The following is a 22,397-nucleotide window of genomic DNA, read 5'->3' as shown; positions in this document are numbered from 1 at the left end:
GCGATCAATCGCCGTCTTTTTGAGACGCGATCAATCGCCGTCTTTTTGAGACGCGATCAATCGCCGTCTTTTTGAGACGCGATCAATCGCCGTCTTTTTGAGACGCGATCAATCGCCGTCTCTACAAGTGTTTTTGGCTTGATAGATTTACGCCTCAAGGTTTAATTGACAATTCCTCTTGCCATTATTGCTGCCAATAACGGAATCAAGCTAAAAAGTGACCAATAATTCAGATTTTCATTGACTACGAACCCAAAATCATTAGTAGGGGTTGCTACTGCATTCCCTGGTGATTCCAGCTTTAACTCGGAAGAATTGGCTGGTATCAGCTTTGTTGTGGCCAACGTTAAAAAGTTTGATGGTTGTAGATGAACATAGGAATAATCGAGTCTTACAATAGCGGATTTTTAGACGTTGTACCAGAGGGTGAAGACAGCGACTATTGGCAGATTGCAGCTATACACATCAATGGCCAAGCCTATTGCCCTACTCCTCGGCTTTATCGTTCAGAAAAAGTGGCATTAGCAAAAGCTGCACAAATTTATGATTGGCTAGCTGACCACGAACATCAAATCAGTAATGGCGCTTGCAACTGCTCTGAATTGAAACTCATCCTATGGCAGCAACCAAAAGTATTTTAGTTTACCTCAGCGTAGATGCTTGCTTAAACTGAGTCCACAGAAGTATTTACTGCTGTTGAAGATGCACATCAGAGCCATGATAAAAAGCACCTTTTTTCAAGGTGCTTTTATTTAAAAATAAATAACATTTGATTTGTCAAACAATTATTTAAGGATTGTAATTGTTAGTCCGGGGATTGCGAGTACCAGCTACGGCTCCCATCATGGCGGCTACTAAACCCAATAAGGAACCAAATACAAACCACCATAATCCTGAACGTAAATTTGTGGCAATGTCACGAGCTTGTTGAGCAGTTACATTTGTTCGCGTAATATTGGGGACACCACCTTGCTGTTGTACCTGGTTTATGACTTCCCCAGCGTTGGAAGCAGCAACACCAAAAGCACCCGATACTCCACTTGCAAATAGCCACGAGCTAACTGCCAAAGTCGTTGCCCAAAGAATTGCACCGTTGAGAAGAGCTGTATTGCGGCTCATCGGCCCAGAAGCACGGGCTGTAATCCAACCACCAATAAATAGGGAAATTAACAAAGCGATAGTTGACCAAAGCCCTGCATTCCCTGCAACGTTAGGGGCGATTGTTCTGGGTGCGCCGGAACCTTCAACTGTACCAGCTGCGATCGCACCAATTATAGAACTGAAAATTAATTGTGTAGCTAAAGAAACCAACAAACCAGCAATAATCGGCCCCCAGCGAACACGATCGTGATATTCAGCTACTCGAACTGGTACCACTGGCTCAGTAGAAATAACCTCATTGTTTGCGCGATTTACGTATGACATACTTTATGTTCTCCAGTGCCGTTTCAGCAAAGCTTATATTCATGTTTATGCTTAGAATTAAACAACTAAATACTCTACTTTAATCTCTATCAATAGAAAGAGTTAATAGGTCTATCTTTAGTGAGAATAAACAGAGTTAATTTAATAAATTTTAATACAATTTAGTTTTTATTAATGTCTGAATAATTATTTATAAATTCTCAATGTGAAAGCTTTTAAATGGAAATTAACTTATTAACTTTCACGAGAAATCAGGTTTAATAGTGTGTGCAATTAAACTTAAGACAAAACTCAATTGCGAATTACGTTAGCAGTCTGTGTACCCTTATAGGGAAGCAAGCTAGCAAGAGCGTCTCGTAGAGAGCCTCATTACGAATTACAAATTATTTGAACGCATCCTCACAGCCGTTCCTGTGGCAGTAATCAGCAAAAGAACTCCTGACTGGTCAAGATTGATTGTGCCGGTATCGATTTCAATCCCGATTACAGCATTTGCTCCTAAACGTTGTGCGCGTTGTTCTAATTCTTCTAGTGCCTTGCGTTGACCCTGCTCAAATAGACGCTCATAGCTACCAGTGCGTCCACCGATAATATCTCGAATACCAGCCAAAAAATCCCGCAAGAAATTGCTACCGTAGACTACTTCTGCTGTCACAATGCCTAAATATGACTCAATGACGGCTCCTTGAATTACATCAGTGGTAGTTATAATCACAAATTAACCTCCTAGATATAGGAATCATATTTGATTTCTGAAAAAATCTCGGTAGCAAAAAAAATATATGTTGGGTTGCGCTCCGCTCCACCCAACCAACCAACCAACCAACCTACCTACGTCTAATGCACTATTTTAGCCTAGACAGTCCACTACGTGTATTTCAAAAATCAAATACTAGTCCTATAGGATATATTATGTTGATATTTATTATTAAATTGTTTATCAAAATACTTGATAAATTGTAACTTTGATTACAGAATACAGTTTTGATAAACATCCTGTCACACAATTCTAGATTGGGCTTTGAGCTTTAGTATTTTCTCCAACGGTAAACAGGAATTAAAGGAACATTTTAATTATAAAATTTATCTTACCGTGAATGACCAGAAAAAGATGTGAATCCCTGGGTGATGACTTCTGAAAAGGTAGTATCAAGGACTAAAAATTGCATCCAGAGTTAGCAAATTATTAAATGAAATAAAAAACAGGAATGAATGTCAAACCCTGTAACCTCGGCGCATCAGCATCTAGGATTTATTCAGATACCTGTTGTGATTCTCCGATTAACACGTATAACTACTGATTAAAAAATGTGTTATTTTGCTATTCTAGTGGTTTATATGTAGAGTAAGTTCATCTGAACCTAGATAGCTGACACTTCATTTCTCAGTAAAAACTCTGTCATGTAGTGTTGATTGTAAAGGAAAGGCAATGAAGTATTAACATCTTAATGAATACGAATAAATACAGTTTCCAAAAGTCCATATTTTTGTTTTAATGTACAAGAAAAAAGTTCTCTAAAATTTCAGGAAATTTACTGTGTACAAGCCAACATCATTCGTGTTTAGTGTGGTGTTACTAGGATGTTTTGCCTTTACCATACCTTCAGTAGCTCAGGCTCAGGTATTAGTGGCACAAGGCAAAAACCCAGAGTTAAAGCAACTACTGGAGCAAGGACGGAGGTTAGTGGATGCTGGTGATTATGGTGGTGCGATCGCAGTTTATCAGCAAGCAGCTAGTTTAGACCCCAAAAATGCTAAAATTCATTCAGGTATTGGGTATTTATACGCTCAACAGGGAAATTATCAGGCAGCATTAACAGCTTATCGTCGAGCGATCGCTATCAACCCTAACAACAGTGATTTTTATTACGCTGTAGGTTATATTAAAGCAAATTTAGGTGACACAGCTGGGGCAAAAGAAGGTTATCGTCGTGCCATACAGTTGAACCGTAACAACGTTAACGCCTATTTAGGATTGGCTGTAACACAATCCCGTCTGGGAGACTATAGTGCAGCTACCTGGGCTTATGAGCAAGCAATCGAGTTGGATAAGAACAACGCCCAGACTTATGAATTAATGGGTTCGATGTATAAACAGCGACAACAAACCAAACAAGCGAACAGCTTGCTTCAGAAAGCCCGTGACTTGTACAAGCGCCGCAATGACTCACAAGGTGTGGATAGAGTAGAAGCCATGCTCCGACAGTTAGGAGGATGAGGTTAATCTAACTTGCGTCCCGTTAATTCCACAAAAATATCTTCCAGATTAGAGGGACGCACCATCATTCCGGTTTTATCAGGCTGTTCATTCAAGTAGATATTTGCTGCTTCCAAGGATGGGAAAAACAAATATTCCCAACTAGGAGCGCCATCACTTCCGACATCAGACACACCTAATTGTTTCATTACCAAACCTTCAGCGTGAGCAGAACGCAGCTGTTATAAAGTTCCCAAAGAAATCAGCTTTACCGCTATCCATAATACCAATACGTCCTGGCTTGGTAGAGCCGAAAGCATCGCACAAAAATTCGACCTCATCCATATAATTGGTCGTCAGTAGCATCGTCATCCCTTGTTTATTCAAATCTCGAATAATTTCCCAGAGGCGTCGCCTGGTTTGGGGGTCTAGTCCTACCGTTGGTTCATCCAAAAACAAAATTTGCGGTTGATGCAATAAAGCTCTCGCAATCTGCAACCGTGGTTTCATACCCCCAGACAGGGTTTTTACCAAATCATCACGTTTTTCTGCTAGCTCAACATACTCTAGCCATTTTTTAAAGGTGTATTAAACTCTGCGATTTGCACTCTAAGTTATTATCAAGAGTATTAGGAATATAATTTTAGCATTTTTGGAGTTGGTCATGCTTAAGCAACTCATCTTAGAAAATTGGAAAAGTTTCCGTTATGCAGAGCTTCCACTTGATCCCTTGACGGTTCTAATTGGTACAAATGCAAGTGGTAAGTCTAATGTAGTTGAAGCTTTGGAATTTTTACAAAGAATAGCACGAGGGGAGAATATTGAAGCAGCTTTAGCTGGAGATAAAATACTTCCATCTATTCGCGGTGGTGTGGAATGGGCTGCAAAAAATGGTGAAAATGAGTTTACATTAAAGGTGCTAGTTGCAGATAATGATGGTAAATTAGATTATCTTTACAGAATCACATTACAAACAAGACCAACTATTCATAATTTAACAGAAAAAATAACGATTCTTCAAGACGATCATGAATATTTTCCCATAGAATTTGGATTATCAGGTGATAATTTTTCTGCAAGAAGTTCCTTGCTTAATCGTAGTGATTTCTCTGGACTACCCTTATATTTTATTGAATCTAATTTTCTTTCTGAACCATCCAAAAAAGAATCATATCAGTTAAATTATTTCCAAAAGAATAGCGTCAACATAATTAATAATATAATTTTGCCAACAATTGAAAATATTTTAGTTCTCAATCCAGTTCCTTATAAAATGCGGGATTATTCACGTCTCTCTGATAATTTAGAAAGCGATGGTTCTAATATTGCTGGTGTACTAGCAGCATTGGATGATCAACAAAAAGCCGAAGTCGAATCGACTCTATCTGCTTACATCAAAGATTTACCAGAAGGTGATATTAAAAGAGTATTTGCAGAGCCAGTTGGTAGACTGAAAACTGATGCAATGCTCTACTGTGAAGAAGAATGGAAACCTGGAGAGATGACACTAATAGATGCTAAAACTATGTCAGATGGAACTCTCCGTTTTATAGCAATTATTACAGCATTACTTACTCGACCAGAAGGTAGCCAACTAGTAATTGAAGAAATAGATAATGGTCTTCATCCATCGCGTGCAGAATTACTTGTAAGAATACTGCGAGAGATTGGCAGCAAAAGGAAAATTGATATTTTAATTACTACCCATAACCCAGCTTTGCTTGATGCTTTAGGCCCAGAGATAGTTCCTTTTGTGGTTGTCGCACACCGCGATAAAGAAACTGGAGAAAGCAAGCTTACACTCTTAGAAGATATTGATAATTTCTCTAAGTTATTTGCATCATATTCTTTAGGTGATATGACAACTAAAGGTGCAATTGAAAGAAGCCTTTCTCATAATGAATAATTACTAATATGAGAAAGGTGCTACTAATCGATACATCGCTTTTATGCGTTTGGTTACAAGTTCCAGGTAGAGAAACTGCTGGTAATAATGAATGGAATTTTGAGCGTGTAAATCAGAAAATTCAGGCAGAAATCGCCAAATCAACAACACTGGTACTTCCTTTAGCTGCTGTTATAGAAACAGGTAATCACATTGCACAGGCTAAAACAGCAAATTCAGAAAGTAAACGTATAGCAGCTCAAAAATTTGCCGAAATTATGACTTATGCAGCTGATGAAACTACACCTTGGGCTAAGTTCCGTGAGCAAATTGTTCTTTGGGAAGAGGAAGAATTGAAAAACTTAGCCGCTAAATTCCCCAATCAAGCTGTAGAAAAGACTTCTATGGGTGATGCAAGTATTGTCATCTTGGGTTGGCATTATCACCAAAAGGGTTTTCATGTAGAATTTTTGACTGATGATGACAAGCTAAAATCTCAAGAACCACCGCCACCACAGCCACCTACGCGTCGAAGCAGCCGAACAAAAGGGTAAAATATCCTTGAGAGATTACTATTTGCCCAAAATAGAGGTTTTTTCACTAACTTGTCAGGAATTAAGTTGGACAGGAATTGTAATAATAAACTCCGTTCCTTCTTTTACAGTAGATATACATTGGAGTTGACCACAATGTTTTTCTACAACGATTTGATAGCTGATAGATAACCCTAATCCAGTGCCTTTACCGACGGGTTTAGTGGTGAAAAAGGGATCAAATAATCGTTTTTGTATATCCTTGGGAATTCCTGTACCATTATCAGCAATGCGAATAACTACTTGCTGATTATCTGTGGCTTCAGTACGAATACTAATTAATGGTGATTTGAGAGTTGAATAACCTGATTCCAAACTCTCGAAGATAGCATCAATCGCATTTGTTATTATATTCATAAATACTTGATTAATTAACCCAGCGTAGCATTCTACTAAGGGTATATTTCCATATTCTTTAATAATAGTAATTGTTTGACCTGTTTGCTGATTTGTTAGACGGCTTTGTAATATTATTAGAGTACTATCAATACCTTCATGAATATCAACTATTTTTTTGTCAGATTCATCGAGGCGAGAGAAGTTGCGTAAAGAAAGAACTATCTCTTGGATACGCTTAGTACCAAACTTCATAGAATCAAGAAGCTTGAGGAAATCAGCAGTTAAAAATTCTAGTTCCATTTCAGCGATCGCAGTTTTAATTTCTGCCACTGGCACCGGATAATGATGTTGGTATAAACTAACTAATTTTAGTAAATCTTGAGCGTAATTGAGCGCATAACCAAGGTTGCCAGCGATAAAGTTTACAGGGTTATTGATTTCGTGTGCAATTCCAGCAACGAGCTGTCCCAAAGCAGCCATTTTTTCATTCTGAATTAATCGGGTATAGTTATTCTTCAGGTTACGAAAACCCGCTTTGGCAATTCTAGATTGCTCTTCTACTTGCTCTAGTTGAGCTAATGTTAAAATATTAATTTGGGAGTAAGCTAAAAGTAACTGATGGAAATCGAGTAGTTTATAGCTGCCTAAGTGAGTTTCTATTAAAATCGGCTCATATACAAATTGAGGTACTCGCTGCAAGGCTACCTGAGTTGCTTCTACAATCATCGTATCCTCAGAAATTATACACACCTCTGGTTGAAGAAAATTAATCAAATTTATCGCAGGTCGTTTAGAAAATAGTGGGAAACTATAGGGACGGCTCATGTGTTCAAAAAATTTTTGCCGCGAAATCATCCCCAGATAGTCATGATTTTTCACTAGGATAATTCCTGGTAGTAAAGGCTCTTGCTTAAAGAGTGTATTCAAATCATTTGCTGGACTATCTGCCTCGACGTAAACAGACCAAAGTGGTAATTCTTGTAAAGTAGACTCTAATCGCAAGTTCAAATTATTAGCATTTGTCATGCTATGTATAGCCAGCATACTTTCAATCCTTAAAGTTGAGTTAATATTTCTGGTAACACCCCAAACAAGCATTGCGATAATTGCAAAGTTAATCAAACTTATATTTCCCTGATTACTGCTTAAAATCACAGTTATGCTGCAAAACTCTTTGTGTTAGTTAATGTATGATTTTCCATACTATATATCTAGTGAAAATGACGTATACACAATTCATGAATTGTGCATATCAATAATTTAGGGCAACACATAATTAAATTCAGTCGATGCCTACTGGACAATTGATACCAATTAAGAATTACGGAAAAATTGCCAAAAAGCTGAATTTATCAATTCGTAGAGTGTGCTTAAGTCCTAGCCCTACTAATGTTAGACAAATACCACAGCACCATTTTGCCGACAAAGGTAAAATATCCTTGAGTGTAGGTGTAGCCTGCCGCAGGCATCGCCTTTTGCCTGTAACATCACGTATAATTCAATGTTATAAAATCTCCGTGCGTAATTACTACAGGACTCCGATTTCATTTTTGAAAACATACTGAGACTGAAAAGCTTGTTTTATCAGGGTTTCATTTGAAATATTGTTCTGAAATCAGACAGGAGTGCCATAGTATCTATGATATTTATAAAATATAGATAAATAGGAAAATTGAATGGAAGGTAAAAGATTTATCCGCACTCTGCGATTAGAAAACTTCCTTTCCTATGGAAGTGAAGGTGAAGAAATTGAACTGCAACCGCTCAATGTCTTAATTGGGGCTAACATTTCGGGTAAATCAAATTTAATTGAAGCAATTGGAATTTTAAAGGCAACACCCACAGACTTACCTGCCCCATTTCGGCAAGGGGGAGGGATTAGTGAGTTTTTGTGGAAGGGTGGACAGGAAAATCCAGTAGCAAAAATAGAAGTTACTTTAGATTATCCTCAAAGATCCCAGCCTTTACGCTACTACGTGAACTTGACTTCGATTGGTCAAAGACTAGAGTTGGTAGACGAAGCTGTAGAAAATGAACAAAGATATCAAAATGAAAGTGATGTCTATTTTTACTATCGTTACCAAAGAGGTCGTCCAGTTTTAAATATCAACAAAATAGAGAATATATGAGAAAAGAACTAAAAGGACACACGCTCCGAAGCTTTTAGCGTTGTTGAATGTAAGTAGGGTTCGCCAAGTTTCGCCATACTGCGATCGCCTGTTCACTACACTAACTGCAATAATGGGTGTATCAACCTACAACTCCAGTCAAGAGTAAAAAAATCTTCAGCGATCGCCATTAACCTCTAACATCAAGCTATCATCGGATATTGTGGAATTTCCGCGCGTAACTCAATAGCATCTATGACCGCTTCTCCCTCTGAAACTCCATCTACCAAGCCCGACGCGAGTACTTTTATTTCTGACCATCGACAGGTAGACCGCAGCAAGCTAAGTCAAATGTACCTGCACTATGTCGAAACGAAGGATAAATATCCTCACGCAATGTTGCTGTATCGGGTAGGAGATTTCTTTGAATGCTATTTCCAAGATGCTGTCAAACTAGCCCAAGAATTGGAATTAGTTCTTACTAGTAAGCAAGCTGGAGACCAAGGGCGAGTGGCGATGTCTGGTGTTCCCCACCACGCTTGGGAACGCTACACCACGATGTTGGTAGAAAAAGGCTATGCAGTGGTAATTTGCGACCAAGTGGAAGATTCTTCGGAAGCTGCTGGGAGATTGGTGCGCCGAGAGGTAACGCGCATTCTTACCCCTGGGACTTTGCTGGAAGAGGGAATGCTCAAATCCAGTCGCAATAATTACTTAGCAGCAGTAGTAATTGCCGCAAATCATTGGGGTTTAGCTTATGCAGACATCTCTACAGGGGAATTTCTGACCACTCAAGGTAGTGATTTAGAACATTTGACACAAGAATTAATGCGCTTACAACCTTCAGAGGTGTTAGTTCCCACAAATGCGCCTGATTTGGGTAGTTTGCTGCGTCCGGGAGAAACTTCGCCCCATCTTCCCCAGTGTTTACCACCATCATTTTGTTATAGTTTGCGATCGCAAGTACCATTTTCCCAAGGTGAAGCCAGACCTAGATTATTGCAGAAATTTAAGGTGCGATCGCTCGAAGGGCTTGGTTGCGATCATCTTCCCCTCGCTGTCCGTGCGGCTGGCGGTCTTCTAGAATACTTGGAAGATACTCAAAAAGAAAACCCTGTTACCCTCCAGAGACTCCGCAGCTACACTGTCACCGATTACTTAATTGTTGACAATCAAACCCGCCGTAACCTGGAAATTACCCAAACCGTTCGGGATGGGACTTTTCACGGTTCCCTACTTTGGGCGTTAGATAAAACTAGTACAGCAATGGGTGGGCGGGCTCTGCGACGGTGGTTGTTGCAACCGCTAATCGATATTAAAGGCATTCGGGCACGTCTTGATACCATCCAAGAATTGATGGAAAATACGCCCCTACGTCAAGATTTGCGGCAGTTGTTACGCCAAATTTATGATTTGGAACGACTTACAGGAAGGGCGGGTTCTGGTACAGCTAGTGCTAGAGATTTAGTAGCTTTGGCAGATTCCCTCTCACGCTTACCGGAATTATCCAACTTAGTAACCCAAGCGCGTTCTCCCTTCCTCAAAGCTTTGCAAAAAGTCCCAAGTGTGTTGGAAGAATTGGCACAAAAGCTACACGCCCATCTAGTAGAATCACCACCCATTCAAATCAAGGAAGGCGGATTGATTCGCCCTAGCGTGAATTCCCTGTTGGATGAGAGAAAGGCGACTGTAGAAGCAGACCAGCAATGGATTGCCAACTTAGAAGTTGATGAGAGAGCTAAGACGGGAATTTCAACATTGAAGGTAGGATTTAACAAAACCTTTGGTTATTATATCAGTATTTCCCGCACCAAAGCTGACCAAGTACCCGCTAATTATATCCGCAAGCAAACCCTAACCAATGAGGAACGTTACATCACCCCAGATTTGAAGGAACGAGAAGCCCGGATTCTCACGGCGCGAGATGATTTAAATCAGTTGGAATATGAGATTTTTACAGCATTGCGGGAAGAGGTAGCACAAGAAGCGGAAATAATTCGCAATCTGTCTCGGGCAGTGGCGGCGGCGGATGTATTGTGTGGTTTGGCTGAGTTGGCGGTGCATCAAGGTTACTGTCGTCCAGAAATGTTGCCAGGAAGGGAGATAAACATTGTTGATGGTCGTCATCCGGTGGTGGAACAGTCTTTACCTGCGGGGTTCTTTGTACCGAATTCGACGCAATTGGGAAGAGAGGAAACGAACCGCAGAGGCGCAGAGGACGCAGAGGAGAAGGAGAAGAGTTTTCCCTCTCCTGCTCCTGACTTAATTATTCTGACTGGGCCAAATGCGAGTGGCAAAAGTTGTTATTTGCGTCAGGTGGGATTAATTCAGTTAATGGCGCAAATTGGTAGTTTTGTACCAGCTAAGTTTGCCAGATTGGGGATATGCGATCGCATTTTCACCCGTGTCGGTGCAGTAGATGATTTGGCAACTGGTCAATCTACCTTCATGGTAGAGATGAATGAAACCGCAAATATTCTCAATCATGCCACATCTAGGTCGCTGGTGCTATTAGATGAAATTGGTCGTGGGACAGCAACATTTGATGGTCTTTCCATAGCTTGGGCGGTGGCGGAATATATAGCCGTGGATATTCGGTCACGCACAATTTTTGCCACCCATTATCATGAGTTAAATGAACTGGCTAGCATTATACCGAATGTGGCTAACTATCAAGTGACAGTGAAAGAATTACCCGACCAAATTATCTTTTTGCACCAAGTCCAACCAGGAGGTGCTGATAAATCTTATGGAATTGAAGCGGGAAGATTGGCGGGTTTACCAGCCGTAGTTATTCAACGGGCAAAACAAGTCATGGGGCAAATTGAAAAACACAGCAAGATTGCGATGGGGCTGCAAAATCTCGATGGATAAGCAAGTTCGTAGTCAGGACTTTATAGCGGTTCCCATTCAGATGCGGTACAACATAACATCACGAGGTGTAGGGGCACGGCAGTGCCGTGCCCCTACGGGTGTACCTCACGTAAACGAGAACCGCTATAGTCCTTATTTTCTAAGAGGATGTTTGTAAAGTCTCAATTCATACTAGCCCTGGCGACTAGAAGTCGCGGCTACACAGACAAAACCTGCCTACGCAGGTTAAAAACCCTTAATTTTTCTTAGTCCACGGAGGTGGACTTTGTTTGTGTAGTAGCGAATTCTATTCGCCCAATACTTTTAAAACATCCTCTAAGCACTAAAGTCCTTACTACAAACCGAGGTGTTAATTACTGCCGAAAAATTTCTACTTTTTGCAACACCACTTCTTGATTCGGACGATCTCTAGTTGTAGGCACATTAGCAATCTTGCTAACTATATCGATACCTTCAACAACTTCACCAAAAACACTGTGTTTGTTGTCAAGGTGAGGTGTTGCTGCTTCTGTAATGAACCATTGCGAACCATTAGTACCGCGTCCGGCATTAGCCATCGACAGGATGCCTGCGCCAGTGTGTCTCAATTCAGGATGAAATTCATCCTCAAATTGATATCCCGGACCACCAGTACCCCATCGGCTGGCGGTATCCAAATAACGACTCAAGGGATCGCCACACTGAATCATAAAATCAGGAATGACTCGGTGAAAGCGAATCCCATCGTAGGCTGGAGTCCCCTTACTAGATTCACCAGTTTTAGGGTCTTTCCAGTCGATTGTTCCAGTTGCTAGACCGACAAAATTTTTCACGGTATTAGGAGTTCGTTCTTCCTCCAAACGAACTACAATTTCACCCAAGGAAGTAATTAAACGAGCGTGCAGCTTGCCATCACCGGGAATATTAATTTCTGGAAAACTCATGAGGTATCCTATTTTGAAAACTGCAAGTATTTGACCTATGATAAGCTTATCAGCATTCAAGTTACAGGTTCACAGATTACGAAAAAACTGAACCAAGGAAACTTTAAAAAACGAATATTTTACTCTGGCAAATTGATCGCGGGATTACGGCTAAAGAATCCTCTAGGGACTAGCTTAAATCCTACTCGGTGAACAGGCATCACAGGCCAATCTTCCGATCGCGGAATATGAGTTACACCCATTGTGTACCACAGTACGATATCTTCACCCATCAAAGACTCATTATCTGAGATATATTTTGGTAAGCCCTGTCCTGGTTGAGTTTGGTTGGGATAATCGCCGCCAGCATAAAGTTCAGTAGGTTTATATTTTGTTACCCAGACGTGATGAGTCGCAAATTCTGCCCGTTGCCGGATTTTTGAGCCTTCTACAGGGAAAAATATGGAATTCCCTCCAGGCATCAGCATATACCCAGGTGCAGCACCGAGAGGATTCTTTTTGTCTGCACTAACAATCATCCATTCTCGACTGCTTTTCAGATCCAAATCGCGCACAGCCGCCGTTTCTTTGGCTAGTGAAGTTTCTGTAACTGCGATCGCATTTCCTAAAGGATTTTTCTCATCCATCGGCAAAGCTTTCACATTCATTTCCATCACAGAATTAGCTTGCCCATCGACATCGAAATCTAGGCGATAGTTGAAAAAGTGCTGATGATTTACTCCAAAGATATTCTGAGCAATTAACCTCCCGTGGGAATCATCCTCAGATTGTTTTTTAGCAGCCGTTCCCTGGGACAGTACGATACCTGTTAATTCATTTTGGACTTCCAAAGTCCCATCCTGGTGAAAGATCCAATTGATGCTGTAATCATAGTTGTCAACGGCTACCGTCATCGTCATCACTAATTCTCGACTGCGACGGACATCATTACGCTGAGTATTATACTCATAGTGCTTCCACAACATTCCATTATCGCGCTCGTAGATCCCGATAACTGCTGGTATTTTATAAGGTTCTCCCTGCTCACTAGCAAATACAGCATTTAGCAACAAGCCATTTTCGGGAATTTCCTTACCTAATTCCATTGTATTTGCTAGTAAACCAAGGTTATATTCTCCAACATCAAAGGCATTTCTAAATGACCAAGTAGGTTCAGGATCGCCATAAGGTACTACCATTTCTGAGAGGCTAGCGCGGTATAAAACTGGTCGAATATTTTCCCCATCATTGTACGTCACTTGGTACAGCATTAATCCATTACGAGGATGCATTGAATAGCGAAATTTCCAACCTTGCCAGCTAATTTCATTGTCTTTAATCTGGAAATTTGCACCATTAGGTTGGAGAATATTCAATGCTTTCAGTGGTGAAAGTAATTTGCCCAAGGACTTGACATCGTAGTTCCAATTTTCTTTAGAGAAAGGTACATTTCCTTTATCAATAAAACTGGCGATTTTACCCGTGTTCAAATTGACCGTTGCTACAACTCCTTCAATGGGACTACCGTAATAGTTCCAGGCTTTGCCTTTGTAGTAAGATAATCCCCGACAAAGGCGATTACCTGTTGCTTCTTCTGGTTGACTCAGGATTCCTGGTGCCCACCAACTAATTTTGACTTGCTCGAAATCAGTAATTCCCCGCCTTTGCATTGCTTTTTGCCATCGAGGATCGGCTTTAACTACCTGGCTTGCTAGTTCATATTCCGAATTGACGATCGCAGGTTGGACAGAGGGTATTTCTTTCCAAGAACTTAAGGTTTTGCTTCTCAGATCAACGATACCCTCATAGGTTTTATTTAGCGAACGTTCATAAATTACCAAAAAAGCTTTTCTCCCAAAGGCTTTCCCAGGTGTAAAATTCAGGACTTCTTCTTTATCTGGTTCTTGTAAAGCAATCAGTGGAAAAACTGCCATTTCGCTCAAAGTTTTTTCTCTTTTGATGACCGAAACAGCTGTACTAATTTCTACCTCTGTTAGCGAAGTCAGAGGATGGGAAATTGAAGGCTGTTGAGCCGTCAATATTCCGATTAATCCCAGTGAGATAGAAATGAACACAGTGATAGCTATACAAAAAAAACCTAGCCTCTTAATCATCCCTTTACATTCTTCCAACAAACGTATAGTTATTTATTTCTAAGCAATAGCTCAGAAACCGATAGATTAAGAAACTAAGGCCAAATTAATTTGCTAAGGGACTGACAAATAAAAAAATATCCCAAAACTGACGCCAAAATCCTTTCTATTTCTCTTCTCTCTGTGTTCTCTGCGCGGCAGTCGCTCATGGGGGAAACCACGCCAGATGCTCCACTTAGTGAGGCAGCCCGGTCTTGTTGCCCCAAGAAAGAGGGACTGCCGAACCCGGAGGGGGAGACCCCAGACGCTCTCTACGAGACGCTAAAAGCGTAGCTTGCTTCCCTGTAAGGGTACGCGGACTCGCTAACGCTTTTAGCGTCTCCCCTTCTCCCAACGTGAGAAGACCGCGCTGCCTTGTCTCTGTGGTAGCCTGCGGCAAGCCGCTATTGCGTCTACGTTTCTTTGGATAATTTATTTCTTGGAAATCCCTAACAGTATCCCCAATTATAAAACCCATCAGTCTAATCAATTGTTAGCTTTACATTCAAACCTGGGAATACTGTATACAGGTATTCATGGGAAATTGGAGTACACTGTCATGCAGCAAGCAAATTCAAGTGTCGCATACCTTCTTTGGTGTTTGTGCTTCTTTGGTATCTGTGGTGGGCAAAGATTATACACCGGACAGGTTACTAGTGGTTTGATATATTTCTTCACAATTGGTTTTTTTGGGATTGGTCAACTAATCGATTTGGCTCTGATTCCTGGTATGGTTGACCAGCGAAATCTTTATCTGCGTGGGTTACAGGGTACTGGAACCCCCAGTGTTAATCAATCAATTACATTGAACATTGGTGATATTCCCCAACTTCAACAATTACAAGGGGTACAGCCACAAGCTTTATCGACAGGTAGTCCAATGCAGAAGTTGCTCAAGGCTGCAAAGGAACATAATGGGCAACTTTCCATTGCTCAAGCGGCTATGTATACTGAGCTAGAATCAGAGCATCTGAAAGAGTTGCTTCAAGAGGCAACAAAGATAGGGTACGCTGAGATCAACAATGATCCAAATACTGGAGCTATCCGTTATCACTTTGATGTGTAAACAGGACTTACGCAAACAATAGCTAAAACCCTGATTTTTAGGTAGGGGCAATTCATGAATTGCCCCTACAGCGTGCAGTTTTGCGTAAGTCCTAGTAAATATTGATATGCTATAAGCTATTCCATATTTAATTTATATAGACTCAAACTAATTTATAATTCATTCTTACTTTTTGTCGGCATCTCCTGTAATCTGAACAAGTTGATGGAGATTATCACCACTGATTTGATACGCTCCCCCAAAACCAATTACAAAACGACCTTCACTCGGAGTTAGTTGGAAAATCCGAAAGTCAGACAAGCCTCGCAAAACCTCGATAAATTGACCAAAGTGCCCTTTAAATTGCTCAACAATTTGATTCCACTTGTCAGTTTCACGCTCGATCAAAGTTGCCGTACAATCAAAACTCAAACGACGACGGGCAAAAATTAGATTACTCTTAGCTTCATCCTCGATAAACAAGACACTAACATGAGGATTGGCATCAAGATTTTTGGTATGAGTCGAAAGACCACTGACATAAATGTAGATATTCTTACAATCATCCATTACAAAGGGAGCATAACTAGCATTGGGTATTGCCTGGGCGCTCACGGTGCTAATGATTACACTCTCAAATGCTTCAGGAAATTTTTCGTACTCAGCTTGAATGTTTTCAAGTTGACTCATAAGTAAATTGCCGCTCGATTAGGAAGACCTAATTAAGTATCGTAACGTGATTGAGCGATGTCTACGCCCCATAGAATGCTCAAAAATAAAAGCGTAGGCGCAGCCCGCCTACGCTAATTGTTAGATTACAAATCCAATTTAAGCAGCAACAGGTTCTAACAATTTGATGTCAGAGAAGATAAATTCCTGAGTAGAAATTTGTCCTGCTGTTTCGGTGCGAATCTCCCGACGATTTAGGATGAAATAGTCACCCACTTTTTCATACTCATCAATAAATTCGCTTCTACCGCCCTTTTGTTCCCCAGTTTTCGGGTCATGGTACACAGAGTCATAGCTGTGTGACAGGTAGCCTTCCCCAGTGTCATGACTGGTGAAGGTGTCAATGGTCACGAAAGTACCGTGGATTAGACGGTGAACATGACATACTTCATTATTGCGGACTTTGTATTTATCGCCCTCAGCCTTACCACCCATTAAAAGCTCAACTGCGCCAGTTTCGTCAGTTTTGCCATAGCTAAAGGTATTGGCGCTGTGAGTGTCTTCAAAGCTGCGGCGGATGCGATGAATTGCTATTTCCCATGCTTGACCATGAATTGCTTTCTGGGCTGACTCATCATCTACATCCAAAACTTCGGCTTTGAGATTGGCGTTGATGATAACGTTGCCTGTAAACACTTTATCGTCATGCTTAAAGGTAATATTTGCGGTATAACCGGGAAAATTCTTGTCCCAAGTATAGCGGTTTTCATAAGCAGCCCGGAAAAGTTCCTGAGCAGAGAGTTGTGTAACTGTCATGTGCTTCTCCTAGTCGCTATTGTAAATTAGCGTTTTAGTTTTATTGGTACTAGCATAGAAGTAATTGTTGAGGCTTGGATAGTCCCCAACTGGGTACACTTATGGCTAATTCTCTCCACGCCGTATTTCATGCGATCGCCAATGTCCAAAATGAGCAAGAATTAAGACTAGCTCTCACGGATCAAATTGGCGAACATTTTCGCGTGCAAAATTGGGGTATTTATCTCATAGATGACGAGCCAAGCACTGATATTAATGTTCCAGGCATTCCCGCAGTATGCTTAGAGAGCAATCCAGTGGGGCGCTACGTGGTTGAGCGTCATGCTCCCGCCCATGAGCAATTATTATTATCACCAGGAGACTGGAAGCATTTTTGCTCGCGTTCGGATCACGAACACGTAATGACTGGACCAATTGTTTGCGATGGTCATCTTGTCGGAACGCTTAACTTGGCTCGTGACAAGGGAAATCCGGCCTTTAATGGCAACGATTTAGCTGATCTCAGTGCCTTATGCATTCATTTGTCAGCAAAAATGGCGACTCTACGGGCAAGACCAAAAATATCCAATACCCTTTTAGTAAGTCCTTTAACAGCCCGTGAGTTAGAAATTGCCGAGTTGGTGGCGCAGGGGTTAACGAATGCAGAAATTGGGGAAAAACTTTGGATTACGCAAAATTCCGTCAAACAAGCTTTGAAGAGGATGTTTCGCAAGTTGAAGGTTTCGGCGCGTGCAGAAATGGTGGCAAGGCTACAAGATATACAAGTTTCTTGACACTCCCCGACCTGAAGGTGCGGGGATTCTTGATTCAACGAGTCCACTTAGATTAGACCCCTTGCGGTATCTAACCCAGAGGTGGTTCTCTCCTCAAGCGTTAACTTTCCGAGTGCCCCTCGGTAGTTGGATGATTCCAAAATTTATTTGATTGAAATTCTGATCGCCTAGTCCCCATGAAGATTTTACCTATTCCTGGGCAGGAACTAGAACTATGGAATAGAACCCCATATCTTCAATTGTCAAGGTACAGATTGCCGTTAGGCATTTAGGTTTTTATACAGGTTGATTACCGTTCCTGTTGAACCTAACTTTACCAGAACGTGACTGAGGCGTAAACACCTCAAACCGTTTTCATCCCTTGCCTAAAGTACGTAATACGGCACGTAGCGCCTGTTACTCAAGGGTTTTCAACGAGTGTTTTTATAAGATTTTGGACTAAATTAAATAAAAACTTTAGTTTTTGACAGTTTTCTTTTTTGGAAAATAGTAATATAAATCGTGAATAAAGTCTTTGACAATTAAGACTTGGTTATGATTTAAGTAAGTTCTAGAGAACTTAGTTAGTTTTTTAACAGGAGAAGTAGGGTGCTTAACAACCTTCATCAGTTATTATCCCCCCGTAAGTGGGCAATTTCCCTCGCGGGCTTAGGCTTACTTCTCGGTTTGGGCTTTCTAGCCAAGCAAACTCAAGTAGTATCAGTTACAGACTCTCGATTATCATCGGCTCAGATTCACAAAACCTCCGAAAACTCTCTTTTGTCGCAACTCAGAAAAGTTCGAGAGCAAAGAAGTCAACTTAATGCGGCTTCTGGAGATAGAGAGATTTTTTCCCATAAGAACGGAAAAACAATATCTACAACCACAGCACTGGTTCCAGGTGATCAGGGAGCAACAATTGGCGCAGAAGTTTTACCAAAAGCAAGTTTTCCTGTAAAAGATGGGATTTACCTCTATGGTCAATCGCCAAAACCAAACCAGCTTGGTCAAGGTTATATCATATTTCAAAAGCGGCAGGATAAGGTAACGGGTGCGTTGTATATGCCCCAATCAGAGTTGAATTGTTTTCAGGGTACAATCAACCCATCAGGAGAGTTGGCAATGACGGTTAATACTTCGTCAAATGAAGCCAGTTCTGAGCAGTCGAATCAGGTAGCTACAACCAATAGACTGCCCAAGGTTAATGATGATGAGTCAAATTCTTATGCTTACTCACTGGCTCTGCAAGACTTTTATCGGTTAAATTCTATCGCTGCTAGCGATCGCCGCACGTTGCAAATGTGCAAATAATCTGCAACATCTTGATGAATAAAGAATTTTTGACAGGAACCTGAAATGGTACAGATACCTGCTAAATCCCTGACTCTAAATGAATTCCTGGATTTGCCAGAGACAGAACCAGCCAGTGAATACATTGATGGGCATATCATCCAAAAACCGATGCCGCAAGGAGAACACAGCGCCATTCAGACCGAGTTAGCACCTGCAATTAACTTGGTTGTAAAACCTAAACAGATTGCACGGGCTTTCTGTGAGCTTCGCTGTACCTTTGGCGATCGTTCTATTGTGCCTGATATTTCTGTGTTTACGTGGGATAGAATTCCCCGTAAAGAAAATGGTGGGATTGCTAACGTTTTCTCAATTGCCCCAGATTGGACAATTGAAATTTTATCTCCCGATCAAAGTCAAACTAAAGTTACCAAAAATATTTTGCATTGCCTGAAATATGGCACTCAGATGGGATGGCTGATTGATCCTAAAGAACAATCTGTGTTTGTCCACTTGCCAGATCAACCAACCACTTTTTACGAAGAACTAGGAACACAGTTACCAGTACCAGAGTTTGCTAAAGATTTCAGCCTGACAGTAGAAGGTTTATTTAGCTGGTTACTGGATTAATTGTTTTTGCGATCGCTAGCCCGCGCCGCGATCGCCACTGTTTTGAATGTAACGGCGCAAAACTGAGTTAATCAGTGTTTTGTACTCTGCACCTTGTTTACGAAACCACGTTATTACTTCCGAATCTAACTCAATCAAGTCACTGGCTCGTGTTGCCGGAATTCTCAGCGTGGCATTTTCAAAAAACTCATCACTCAAGGGTGGAATGTCTGAGTAATCAATGTCTTCATCCATCATCGCCTCTAATGCAGCCCAATCAGTATGTGAGGTATTGTTCAAGTCGTTGGCGCTCATATCGGTTTGCCCTTCGTGCTGAGATAATGCGGACTATGTTGTTCTGTCGTTCTGTCCAAACGACAACCGCCACACCGTTGCCTAAAAAGCCGATTCCGATCCAGCGATCTTCGCCATAATCAAAACGCTCATCAAGCTCAATCAGCATGGAATTATCAAACATTCCGGGGACATCTGCAAAATCAATTCGATATTTACGAATATTTTCAAGATTTTTTGTTTCGTCCCACTCAAACTGCATGAAGGCTTAGGGACTTCCAAGAAATAAATTATCCAAATAAACGAACCACAGAGACACGGAGAACACAGAGAAAGGAGAAATAGAGAGGGTTTTTGGGTCAGTTTTGGGACATTTTTTTATTTGGAAGTCCCTTAATGAACAATACATAAACAGTTAAGTCCATTATCGCTTATTTCAGATAAATCTTGCGTAGGCGTAGCCCGTCGTAGACATAGCCCTATCCAGAATTGAGGCAGAAGTTGCAAGTGTTGAATTGCTGCCAAATTTGTGATTGCCGACGTATCGCTGATAATAATCACAGCCTTCCAAGCTCTCGCAGATTTTTCAAATCTAATTCAAAGTCCTCAACGTCGTAGGAGTAGAGAGGGATGTTTCGCTGCTTGAGGAGTTGGCGAAAGGTATTAGGTTGTATATCCGCTAGCTGACTGGCGTAGCCTATCGTTAAGCGTCCTGTCTGGAATAGGAACAGCGCAATTTCTTGACAAAACTCACTTGGGGTAAGCTGAGATGCTTGTAGAATTTCGTCTGAGATTACAACACTCATAGCAAGGCTAGTTTTCCGATTATATCTTTAGGGTAGCCCAAGAAACCTCAACACAACAGATTGACTAGGTTACAGTGCAGTAGGTTTGTTAAACTGCGATCGCTTTGGTTAGCCTCCACCGCTAATCACCTCTGATTTCGACTAACGCTTCACCAGATTGCAAAAGCTCTAATGCTTCCGGCAATGTTGAATTCAGAATCTCTTTCAATCGGTCATTTGACGTATTGCCACACGTCAACCAGATAACTTGTGGCGGTGTTCCAAAACGATCAACTAAGTCAGCAAAGTCACTGTCTTTGGTGATAAAGATGACTCCTGTAGCCCTCGCTGCCTCGAAAATCTCAGTATCTTCGGCATCTCTCAGCCCAACATCACGCAAAGCTAATGCTGTTATACCAAATGTGATGGTGATCCAAGTTGCAATTGCAGGTGAGAAATGTGCATCTATCCAGATCGTCATGCGACCAAAACGGGATGATTGAGCTTACGTGAAGCGTACACAAGTGCTGCTTTAAGATCATCCGCTTCTAGATCGGGCATTTCTTCTAGGATTTGTTCCGCATTCAGTCCAGCCGCAAACAAGTCGAGTACATCTGATACCCGAATTCTCATGCCCCGGATACAGGGACGACCACCACACTGTTTGGGATTAATTGTAATTCTTCCAAGTAAGTCTGACATAGGGTTTCACTCGGAGATAGTCTTTAACCCAGTATATGTAAAGTAGGCGCTCCTTACATCACTTCTGATAAATTAACGTGATGCTTCTTCCCATTGTGAGCATCAAGAAAACGGAGCGATCGCACTATCCATCTTAGTAGAGATGTCTATTACTTACTCAAAACTGGTAATCAGACAATTTGAAGCGTGCTAGGTTCAGGAATAGATTCACCTTCTACTTCCCAAGCTTCCAAGTACATTAAAATCACTTCTTCGCCATTACGAATAGCTTCTTCACGAGTTTTACCGTGAGTGCAAGGCATAATAACGCGATCGGCAAACTCTGGAATCGTGATTAGAAAAAGTTGATCTTCATCAGACCATTGAAGAATCATACTGTATCGATTTATCATTACTCATCTGCTAACCACTTTTCGTAGTTGCAACTCATCAGCTTTTGCTTAACGGAATCAATGACCTCATCTGAAAAAGTCGTCATTGACCCAACTCGATAGACATCATTTAGGACAATGTGGTAATCTTTGCCCGTATAATCAGCAATAACTTGAGCTAAACTGCGATCGGACATATTTGTGTAGAGTATTGAAAGCATGAACCAAAAATCACCGTTCCTATATTTTGGTGTGATGTGATTGTCCCATAAGTGGTTGTGCTATCGAACCAAATTCTAGCTAAAGAATGAACATGACTACCCTATTACCTGGAATAGCGGAAGTGGTTAAGATTGTGAGTAGAGGAAAATGTTGGGTTTCCTAGCGTCAACCCAACCTACAAGATTAGCGATCGCACTATTTCACGTGCATCGCTAGCGGATGAATAACCGGGTTTAAGACCCCCACCAAATCATAGATTTGGTGGTCTTCAATCAGTGGCGGGTCTGAATCCCCGACTGATTGATTCTGAATTCTGAATTCTGCATTCTGCATTCTTCTTCAAGCATATTAAAGCTGCTGGAGCAGATGGGCGATACACTTTAACTA

At 41.2% G+C, this 22,397-nt stretch carries 25 protein-coding genes and 1 pseudogene; 10 read left to right on the top strand and 16 right to left on the bottom strand.

Features of this window, described 5'->3' with window-relative positions:
- Window positions 1-161: 161 nt before the first annotated feature.
- On the bottom strand, window positions 162-344 hold the full coding sequence (locus V7K97_RS19510; RefSeq protein WP_334802647.1) for a hypothetical protein: 183 nt from the start codon (window positions 342-344) through the stop codon (window positions 162-164).
- 24 nt (window positions 345-368) lie between these two features.
- On the opposite strand from V7K97_RS19510, the gene V7K97_RS19505 reads away from it, so the two are divergent.
- Window positions 369-641 (top strand): hypothetical protein, encoded by a 273-nt coding sequence (locus V7K97_RS19505; protein ID WP_334802646.1) that lies wholly within the window; start codon window positions 369-371, stop codon window positions 639-641.
- A gap of 148 nt (window positions 642-789) precedes the next feature.
- Here V7K97_RS19505 and V7K97_RS19500 read toward each other — a convergent pair whose 3' ends face one another.
- A complete protein-coding gene (locus V7K97_RS19500) occupies window positions 790-1,425 on the bottom strand; it encodes a hypothetical protein (RefSeq protein ID WP_334802645.1) in 636 nt (211 codons plus the stop codon).
- 376 nt (window positions 1,426-1,801) lie between these two features.
- Window positions 1,802-2,140, bottom strand: a complete 339-nt coding sequence (locus V7K97_RS19495; RefSeq protein WP_334802644.1) for a YbjQ family protein — start codon at window positions 2,138-2,140, stop codon at window positions 1,802-1,804.
- A gap of 822 nt (window positions 2,141-2,962) precedes the next feature.
- On the opposite strand from V7K97_RS19495, the gene V7K97_RS19490 reads away from it, so the two are divergent.
- Window positions 2,963-3,643 (top strand): tetratricopeptide repeat protein, encoded by a 681-nt coding sequence (locus V7K97_RS19490; RefSeq protein WP_334802643.1) that lies wholly within the window; start codon window positions 2,963-2,965, stop codon window positions 3,641-3,643.
- Window positions 3,644-3,645: 2 nt separating this feature from the next.
- Here V7K97_RS19490 and V7K97_RS19485 read toward each other — a convergent pair.
- Window positions 3,646-4,201 (bottom strand): annotated as a pseudogene (locus V7K97_RS19485) (ATP-binding cassette domain-containing protein); the annotation flags it as partial.
- Window positions 4,202-4,286: 85 nt separating this feature from the next.
- Here V7K97_RS19485 and V7K97_RS19480 point away from each other — a divergent pair.
- Together V7K97_RS19480 and V7K97_RS19475 are read left to right on the top strand one after the other, a co-directional pair.
- The gene (locus V7K97_RS19480) at window positions 4,287-5,528 is read left to right on the top strand and encodes an AAA family ATPase (RefSeq protein ID WP_334802642.1); all 1,242 of its coding nucleotides are present in this window, start codon (window positions 4,287-4,289) and stop codon (window positions 5,526-5,528) included.
- Window positions 5,529-5,536: 8 nt separating this feature from the next.
- A complete protein-coding gene (locus tag V7K97_RS19475; protein ID WP_334802641.1) occupies window positions 5,537-6,061 on the top strand; it encodes a hypothetical protein in 525 nt (174 codons plus the stop codon).
- Window positions 6,062-6,115: 54 nt separating this feature from the next.
- Here V7K97_RS19475 and V7K97_RS19470 read toward each other — a convergent pair whose 3' ends face one another.
- Window positions 6,116-7,483 (bottom strand): ATP-binding protein, encoded by a 1,368-nt coding sequence (locus V7K97_RS19470; RefSeq protein ID WP_334802640.1) that lies wholly within the window; start codon window positions 7,481-7,483, stop codon window positions 6,116-6,118.
- Window positions 7,484-8,115: 632 nt separating this feature from the next.
- On the opposite strand from V7K97_RS19470, the gene V7K97_RS19465 reads away from it, so the two are divergent.
- Window positions 8,116-8,568, top strand: a complete 453-nt coding sequence (locus tag V7K97_RS19465) for an AAA family ATPase (protein WP_334802639.1) — start codon at window positions 8,116-8,118, stop codon at window positions 8,566-8,568.
- Between the two features lie 234 nt (window positions 8,569-8,802).
- Window positions 8,803-11,421, top strand: coding sequence for a DNA mismatch repair protein MutS (gene mutS / locus V7K97_RS19460; protein WP_334802638.1), 2,619 nt, complete (start codon window positions 8,803-8,805; stop codon window positions 11,419-11,421).
- 353 nt (window positions 11,422-11,774) lie between these two features.
- On the opposite strand, the gene V7K97_RS19455 is transcribed toward mutS, so the two are convergent.
- Together V7K97_RS19455 and V7K97_RS19450 are read right to left on the bottom strand one after the other, a co-directional pair.
- The gene (locus tag V7K97_RS19455) at window positions 11,775-12,344 is read right to left on the bottom strand and encodes a peptidylprolyl isomerase (RefSeq protein WP_334802637.1); all 570 of its coding nucleotides are present in this window, start codon (window positions 12,342-12,344) and stop codon (window positions 11,775-11,777) included.
- Window positions 12,345-12,463: 119 nt separating this feature from the next.
- Window positions 12,464-14,437 (bottom strand): primary-amine oxidase, encoded by a 1,974-nt coding sequence (locus V7K97_RS19450; RefSeq protein WP_334802636.1) that lies wholly within the window; start codon window positions 14,435-14,437, stop codon window positions 12,464-12,466.
- Between the two features lie 577 nt (window positions 14,438-15,014).
- Here V7K97_RS19450 and V7K97_RS19445 point away from each other — a divergent pair.
- Entirely contained in the window at window positions 15,015-15,521 is a 507-nt protein-coding gene (locus V7K97_RS19445) for an NINE protein (RefSeq protein ID WP_334802635.1), read from the top strand.
- 165 nt (window positions 15,522-15,686) lie between these two features.
- Here V7K97_RS19445 and V7K97_RS19440 read toward each other — a convergent pair whose 3' ends face one another.
- Both V7K97_RS19440 and V7K97_RS19435 read right to left on the bottom strand, forming a co-directional pair.
- Entirely contained in the window at window positions 15,687-16,190 is a 504-nt protein-coding gene (locus V7K97_RS19440; RefSeq protein WP_334802634.1) for a HugZ family pyridoxamine 5'-phosphate oxidase, read from the bottom strand.
- Window positions 16,191-16,328: 138 nt separating this feature from the next.
- A complete protein-coding gene (locus V7K97_RS19435) occupies window positions 16,329-16,985 on the bottom strand; it encodes a DUF3386 domain-containing protein (RefSeq protein ID WP_334802633.1) in 657 nt (218 codons plus the stop codon).
- Window positions 16,986-17,086: 101 nt separating this feature from the next.
- Here V7K97_RS19435 and V7K97_RS19430 point away from each other — a divergent pair, with 101 nt between their 5' ends.
- The 3 genes from V7K97_RS19430 to V7K97_RS19420 all read left to right on the top strand — a co-directional run bounded on the left by V7K97_RS19430 (window position 17,087) and on the right by V7K97_RS19420 (window position 19,657).
- On the top strand, window positions 17,087-17,758 hold the full coding sequence (locus V7K97_RS19430; protein ID WP_334802632.1) for a LuxR C-terminal-related transcriptional regulator: 672 nt from the start codon (window positions 17,087-17,089) through the stop codon (window positions 17,756-17,758).
- A 588-nt stretch (window positions 17,759-18,346) separates the two neighbouring features.
- On the top strand, window positions 18,347-19,048 hold the full coding sequence (locus V7K97_RS19425; protein WP_334802631.1) for a hypothetical protein: 702 nt from the start codon (window positions 18,347-18,349) through the stop codon (window positions 19,046-19,048).
- 45 nt (window positions 19,049-19,093) lie between these two features.
- Window positions 19,094-19,657: a Uma2 family endonuclease gene (locus tag V7K97_RS19420; protein WP_334802630.1), complete on the top strand. Its 564-nt coding sequence runs from the start codon at window positions 19,094-19,096 to the stop codon at window positions 19,655-19,657.
- 15 nt (window positions 19,658-19,672) lie between these two features.
- On the opposite strand, the gene V7K97_RS19415 is transcribed toward V7K97_RS19420, so the two are convergent.
- The 7 genes from V7K97_RS19415 to V7K97_RS19385 form a co-directional block, all read right to left on the bottom strand.
- Window positions 19,673-19,951 carry a BrnA antitoxin family protein gene (locus tag V7K97_RS19415; protein ID WP_334802629.1) on the bottom strand — a complete coding sequence of 93 codons (279 nt, stop codon included), beginning with the start codon at window positions 19,949-19,951 and terminating at the stop codon, window positions 19,673-19,675.
- Complete coding sequence (locus V7K97_RS19410; RefSeq protein WP_334802628.1) at window positions 19,914-20,192, bottom strand: BrnT family toxin; 279 nt, start codon at window positions 20,190-20,192, stop codon at window positions 19,914-19,916. Before V7K97_RS19410 ends, V7K97_RS19415 begins: the two co-directional genes overlap by 38 nt.
- Before the next feature lie 295 nt (window positions 20,193-20,487).
- Window positions 20,488-20,736 (bottom strand): UPF0175 family protein, encoded by a 249-nt coding sequence (locus V7K97_RS19405; RefSeq protein WP_334802627.1) that lies wholly within the window; start codon window positions 20,734-20,736, stop codon window positions 20,488-20,490.
- 121 nt (window positions 20,737-20,857) lie between these two features.
- Window positions 20,858-21,196, bottom strand: a complete 339-nt coding sequence (locus tag V7K97_RS19400; RefSeq protein WP_334802626.1) for a DUF5615 family PIN-like protein — start codon at window positions 21,194-21,196, stop codon at window positions 20,858-20,860.
- Window positions 21,193-21,417 carry a DUF433 domain-containing protein gene (locus V7K97_RS19395; RefSeq protein WP_334802625.1) on the bottom strand — a complete coding sequence of 75 codons (225 nt, stop codon included), beginning with the start codon at window positions 21,415-21,417 and terminating at the stop codon, window positions 21,193-21,195. The genes V7K97_RS19400 and V7K97_RS19395 overlap by 4 nt, the downstream gene beginning before the upstream one ends.
- 170 nt (window positions 21,418-21,587) lie before the next feature.
- The gene (locus V7K97_RS19390; RefSeq protein ID WP_334802660.1) at window positions 21,588-21,806 is read right to left on the bottom strand and encodes a type II toxin-antitoxin system HicB family antitoxin; all 219 of its coding nucleotides are present in this window, start codon (window positions 21,804-21,806) and stop codon (window positions 21,588-21,590) included.
- 2 nt (window positions 21,807-21,808) lie between these two features.
- Window positions 21,809-22,009 carry a DUF3349 domain-containing protein gene (locus V7K97_RS19385; RefSeq protein WP_334802624.1) on the bottom strand — a complete coding sequence of 67 codons (201 nt, stop codon included), beginning with the start codon at window positions 22,007-22,009 and terminating at the stop codon, window positions 21,809-21,811.
- Window positions 22,010-22,397 lie beyond the last annotated feature (388 nt).

It is taken from the genome of Nostoc sp. (assembly GCF_036917815.1).
Taxonomy (GTDB): domain Bacteria; phylum Cyanobacteriota; class Cyanobacteriia; order Cyanobacteriales; family Nostocaceae; genus Nostoc.
This window is presented reverse-complemented; position numbering and strand designations above follow the sequence as displayed.

Coding starts and splice junctions, on each gene's coding strand:
- V7K97_RS19400 (WP_334802626.1), bottom strand. CDS start 21,196: ATGACGATCTGGATAGATGCACATTTCTCACCTGCAATTGCAACTTGG.
- mutS (WP_334802638.1), top strand. CDS start 8,803: ATGACCGCTTCTCCCTCTGAAACTCCATCTACCAAGCCCGACGCGAGT.
- V7K97_RS19395 (WP_334802625.1), bottom strand. CDS start 21,417: ATGTCAGACTTACTTGGAAGAATTACAATTAATCCCAAACAGTGTGGT.
- V7K97_RS19505 (WP_334802646.1), top strand. CDS start 369: ATGAACATAGGAATAATCGAGTCTTACAATAGCGGATTTTTAGACGTT.
- V7K97_RS19465 (WP_334802639.1), top strand. CDS start 8,116: ATGGAAGGTAAAAGATTTATCCGCACTCTGCGATTAGAAAACTTCCTT.
- V7K97_RS19445 (WP_334802635.1), top strand. CDS start 15,015: ATGCAGCAAGCAAATTCAAGTGTCGCATACCTTCTTTGGTGTTTGTGC.
- V7K97_RS19480 (WP_334802642.1), top strand. CDS start 4,287: ATGCTTAAGCAACTCATCTTAGAAAATTGGAAAAGTTTCCGTTATGCA.
- V7K97_RS19415 (WP_334802629.1), bottom strand. CDS start 19,951: ATGAGCGCCAACGACTTGAACAATACCTCACATACTGATTGGGCTGCA.
- V7K97_RS19450 (WP_334802636.1), bottom strand. CDS start 14,437: ATGATTAAGAGGCTAGGTTTTTTTTGTATAGCTATCACTGTGTTCATT.
- V7K97_RS19435 (WP_334802633.1), bottom strand. CDS start 16,985: ATGACAGTTACACAACTCTCTGCTCAGGAACTTTTCCGGGCTGCTTAT.
- V7K97_RS19430 (WP_334802632.1), top strand. CDS start 17,087: ATGGCTAATTCTCTCCACGCCGTATTTCATGCGATCGCCAATGTCCAA.
- V7K97_RS19405 (WP_334802627.1), bottom strand. CDS start 20,736: ATGAGTGTTGTAATCTCAGACGAAATTCTACAAGCATCTCAGCTTACC.
- V7K97_RS19410 (WP_334802628.1), bottom strand. CDS start 20,192: ATGCAGTTTGAGTGGGACGAAACAAAAAATCTTGAAAATATTCGTAAA.
- V7K97_RS19385 (WP_334802624.1), bottom strand. CDS start 22,009: ATGCTTTCAATACTCTACACAAATATGTCCGATCGCAGTTTAGCTCAA.
- V7K97_RS19470 (WP_334802640.1), bottom strand. CDS start 7,483: ATGCTGGCTATACATAGCATGACAAATGCTAATAATTTGAACTTGCGA.
- V7K97_RS19420 (WP_334802630.1), top strand. CDS start 19,094: ATGGTACAGATACCTGCTAAATCCCTGACTCTAAATGAATTCCTGGAT.
- V7K97_RS19455 (WP_334802637.1), bottom strand. CDS start 12,344: ATGAGTTTTCCAGAAATTAATATTCCCGGTGATGGCAAGCTGCACGCT.
- V7K97_RS19440 (WP_334802634.1), bottom strand. CDS start 16,190: ATGAGTCAACTTGAAAACATTCAAGCTGAGTACGAAAAATTTCCTGAA.
- V7K97_RS19500 (WP_334802645.1), bottom strand. CDS start 1,425: ATGTCATACGTAAATCGCGCAAACAATGAGGTTATTTCTACTGAGCCA.
- V7K97_RS19475 (WP_334802641.1), top strand. CDS start 5,537: ATGAGAAAGGTGCTACTAATCGATACATCGCTTTTATGCGTTTGGTTA.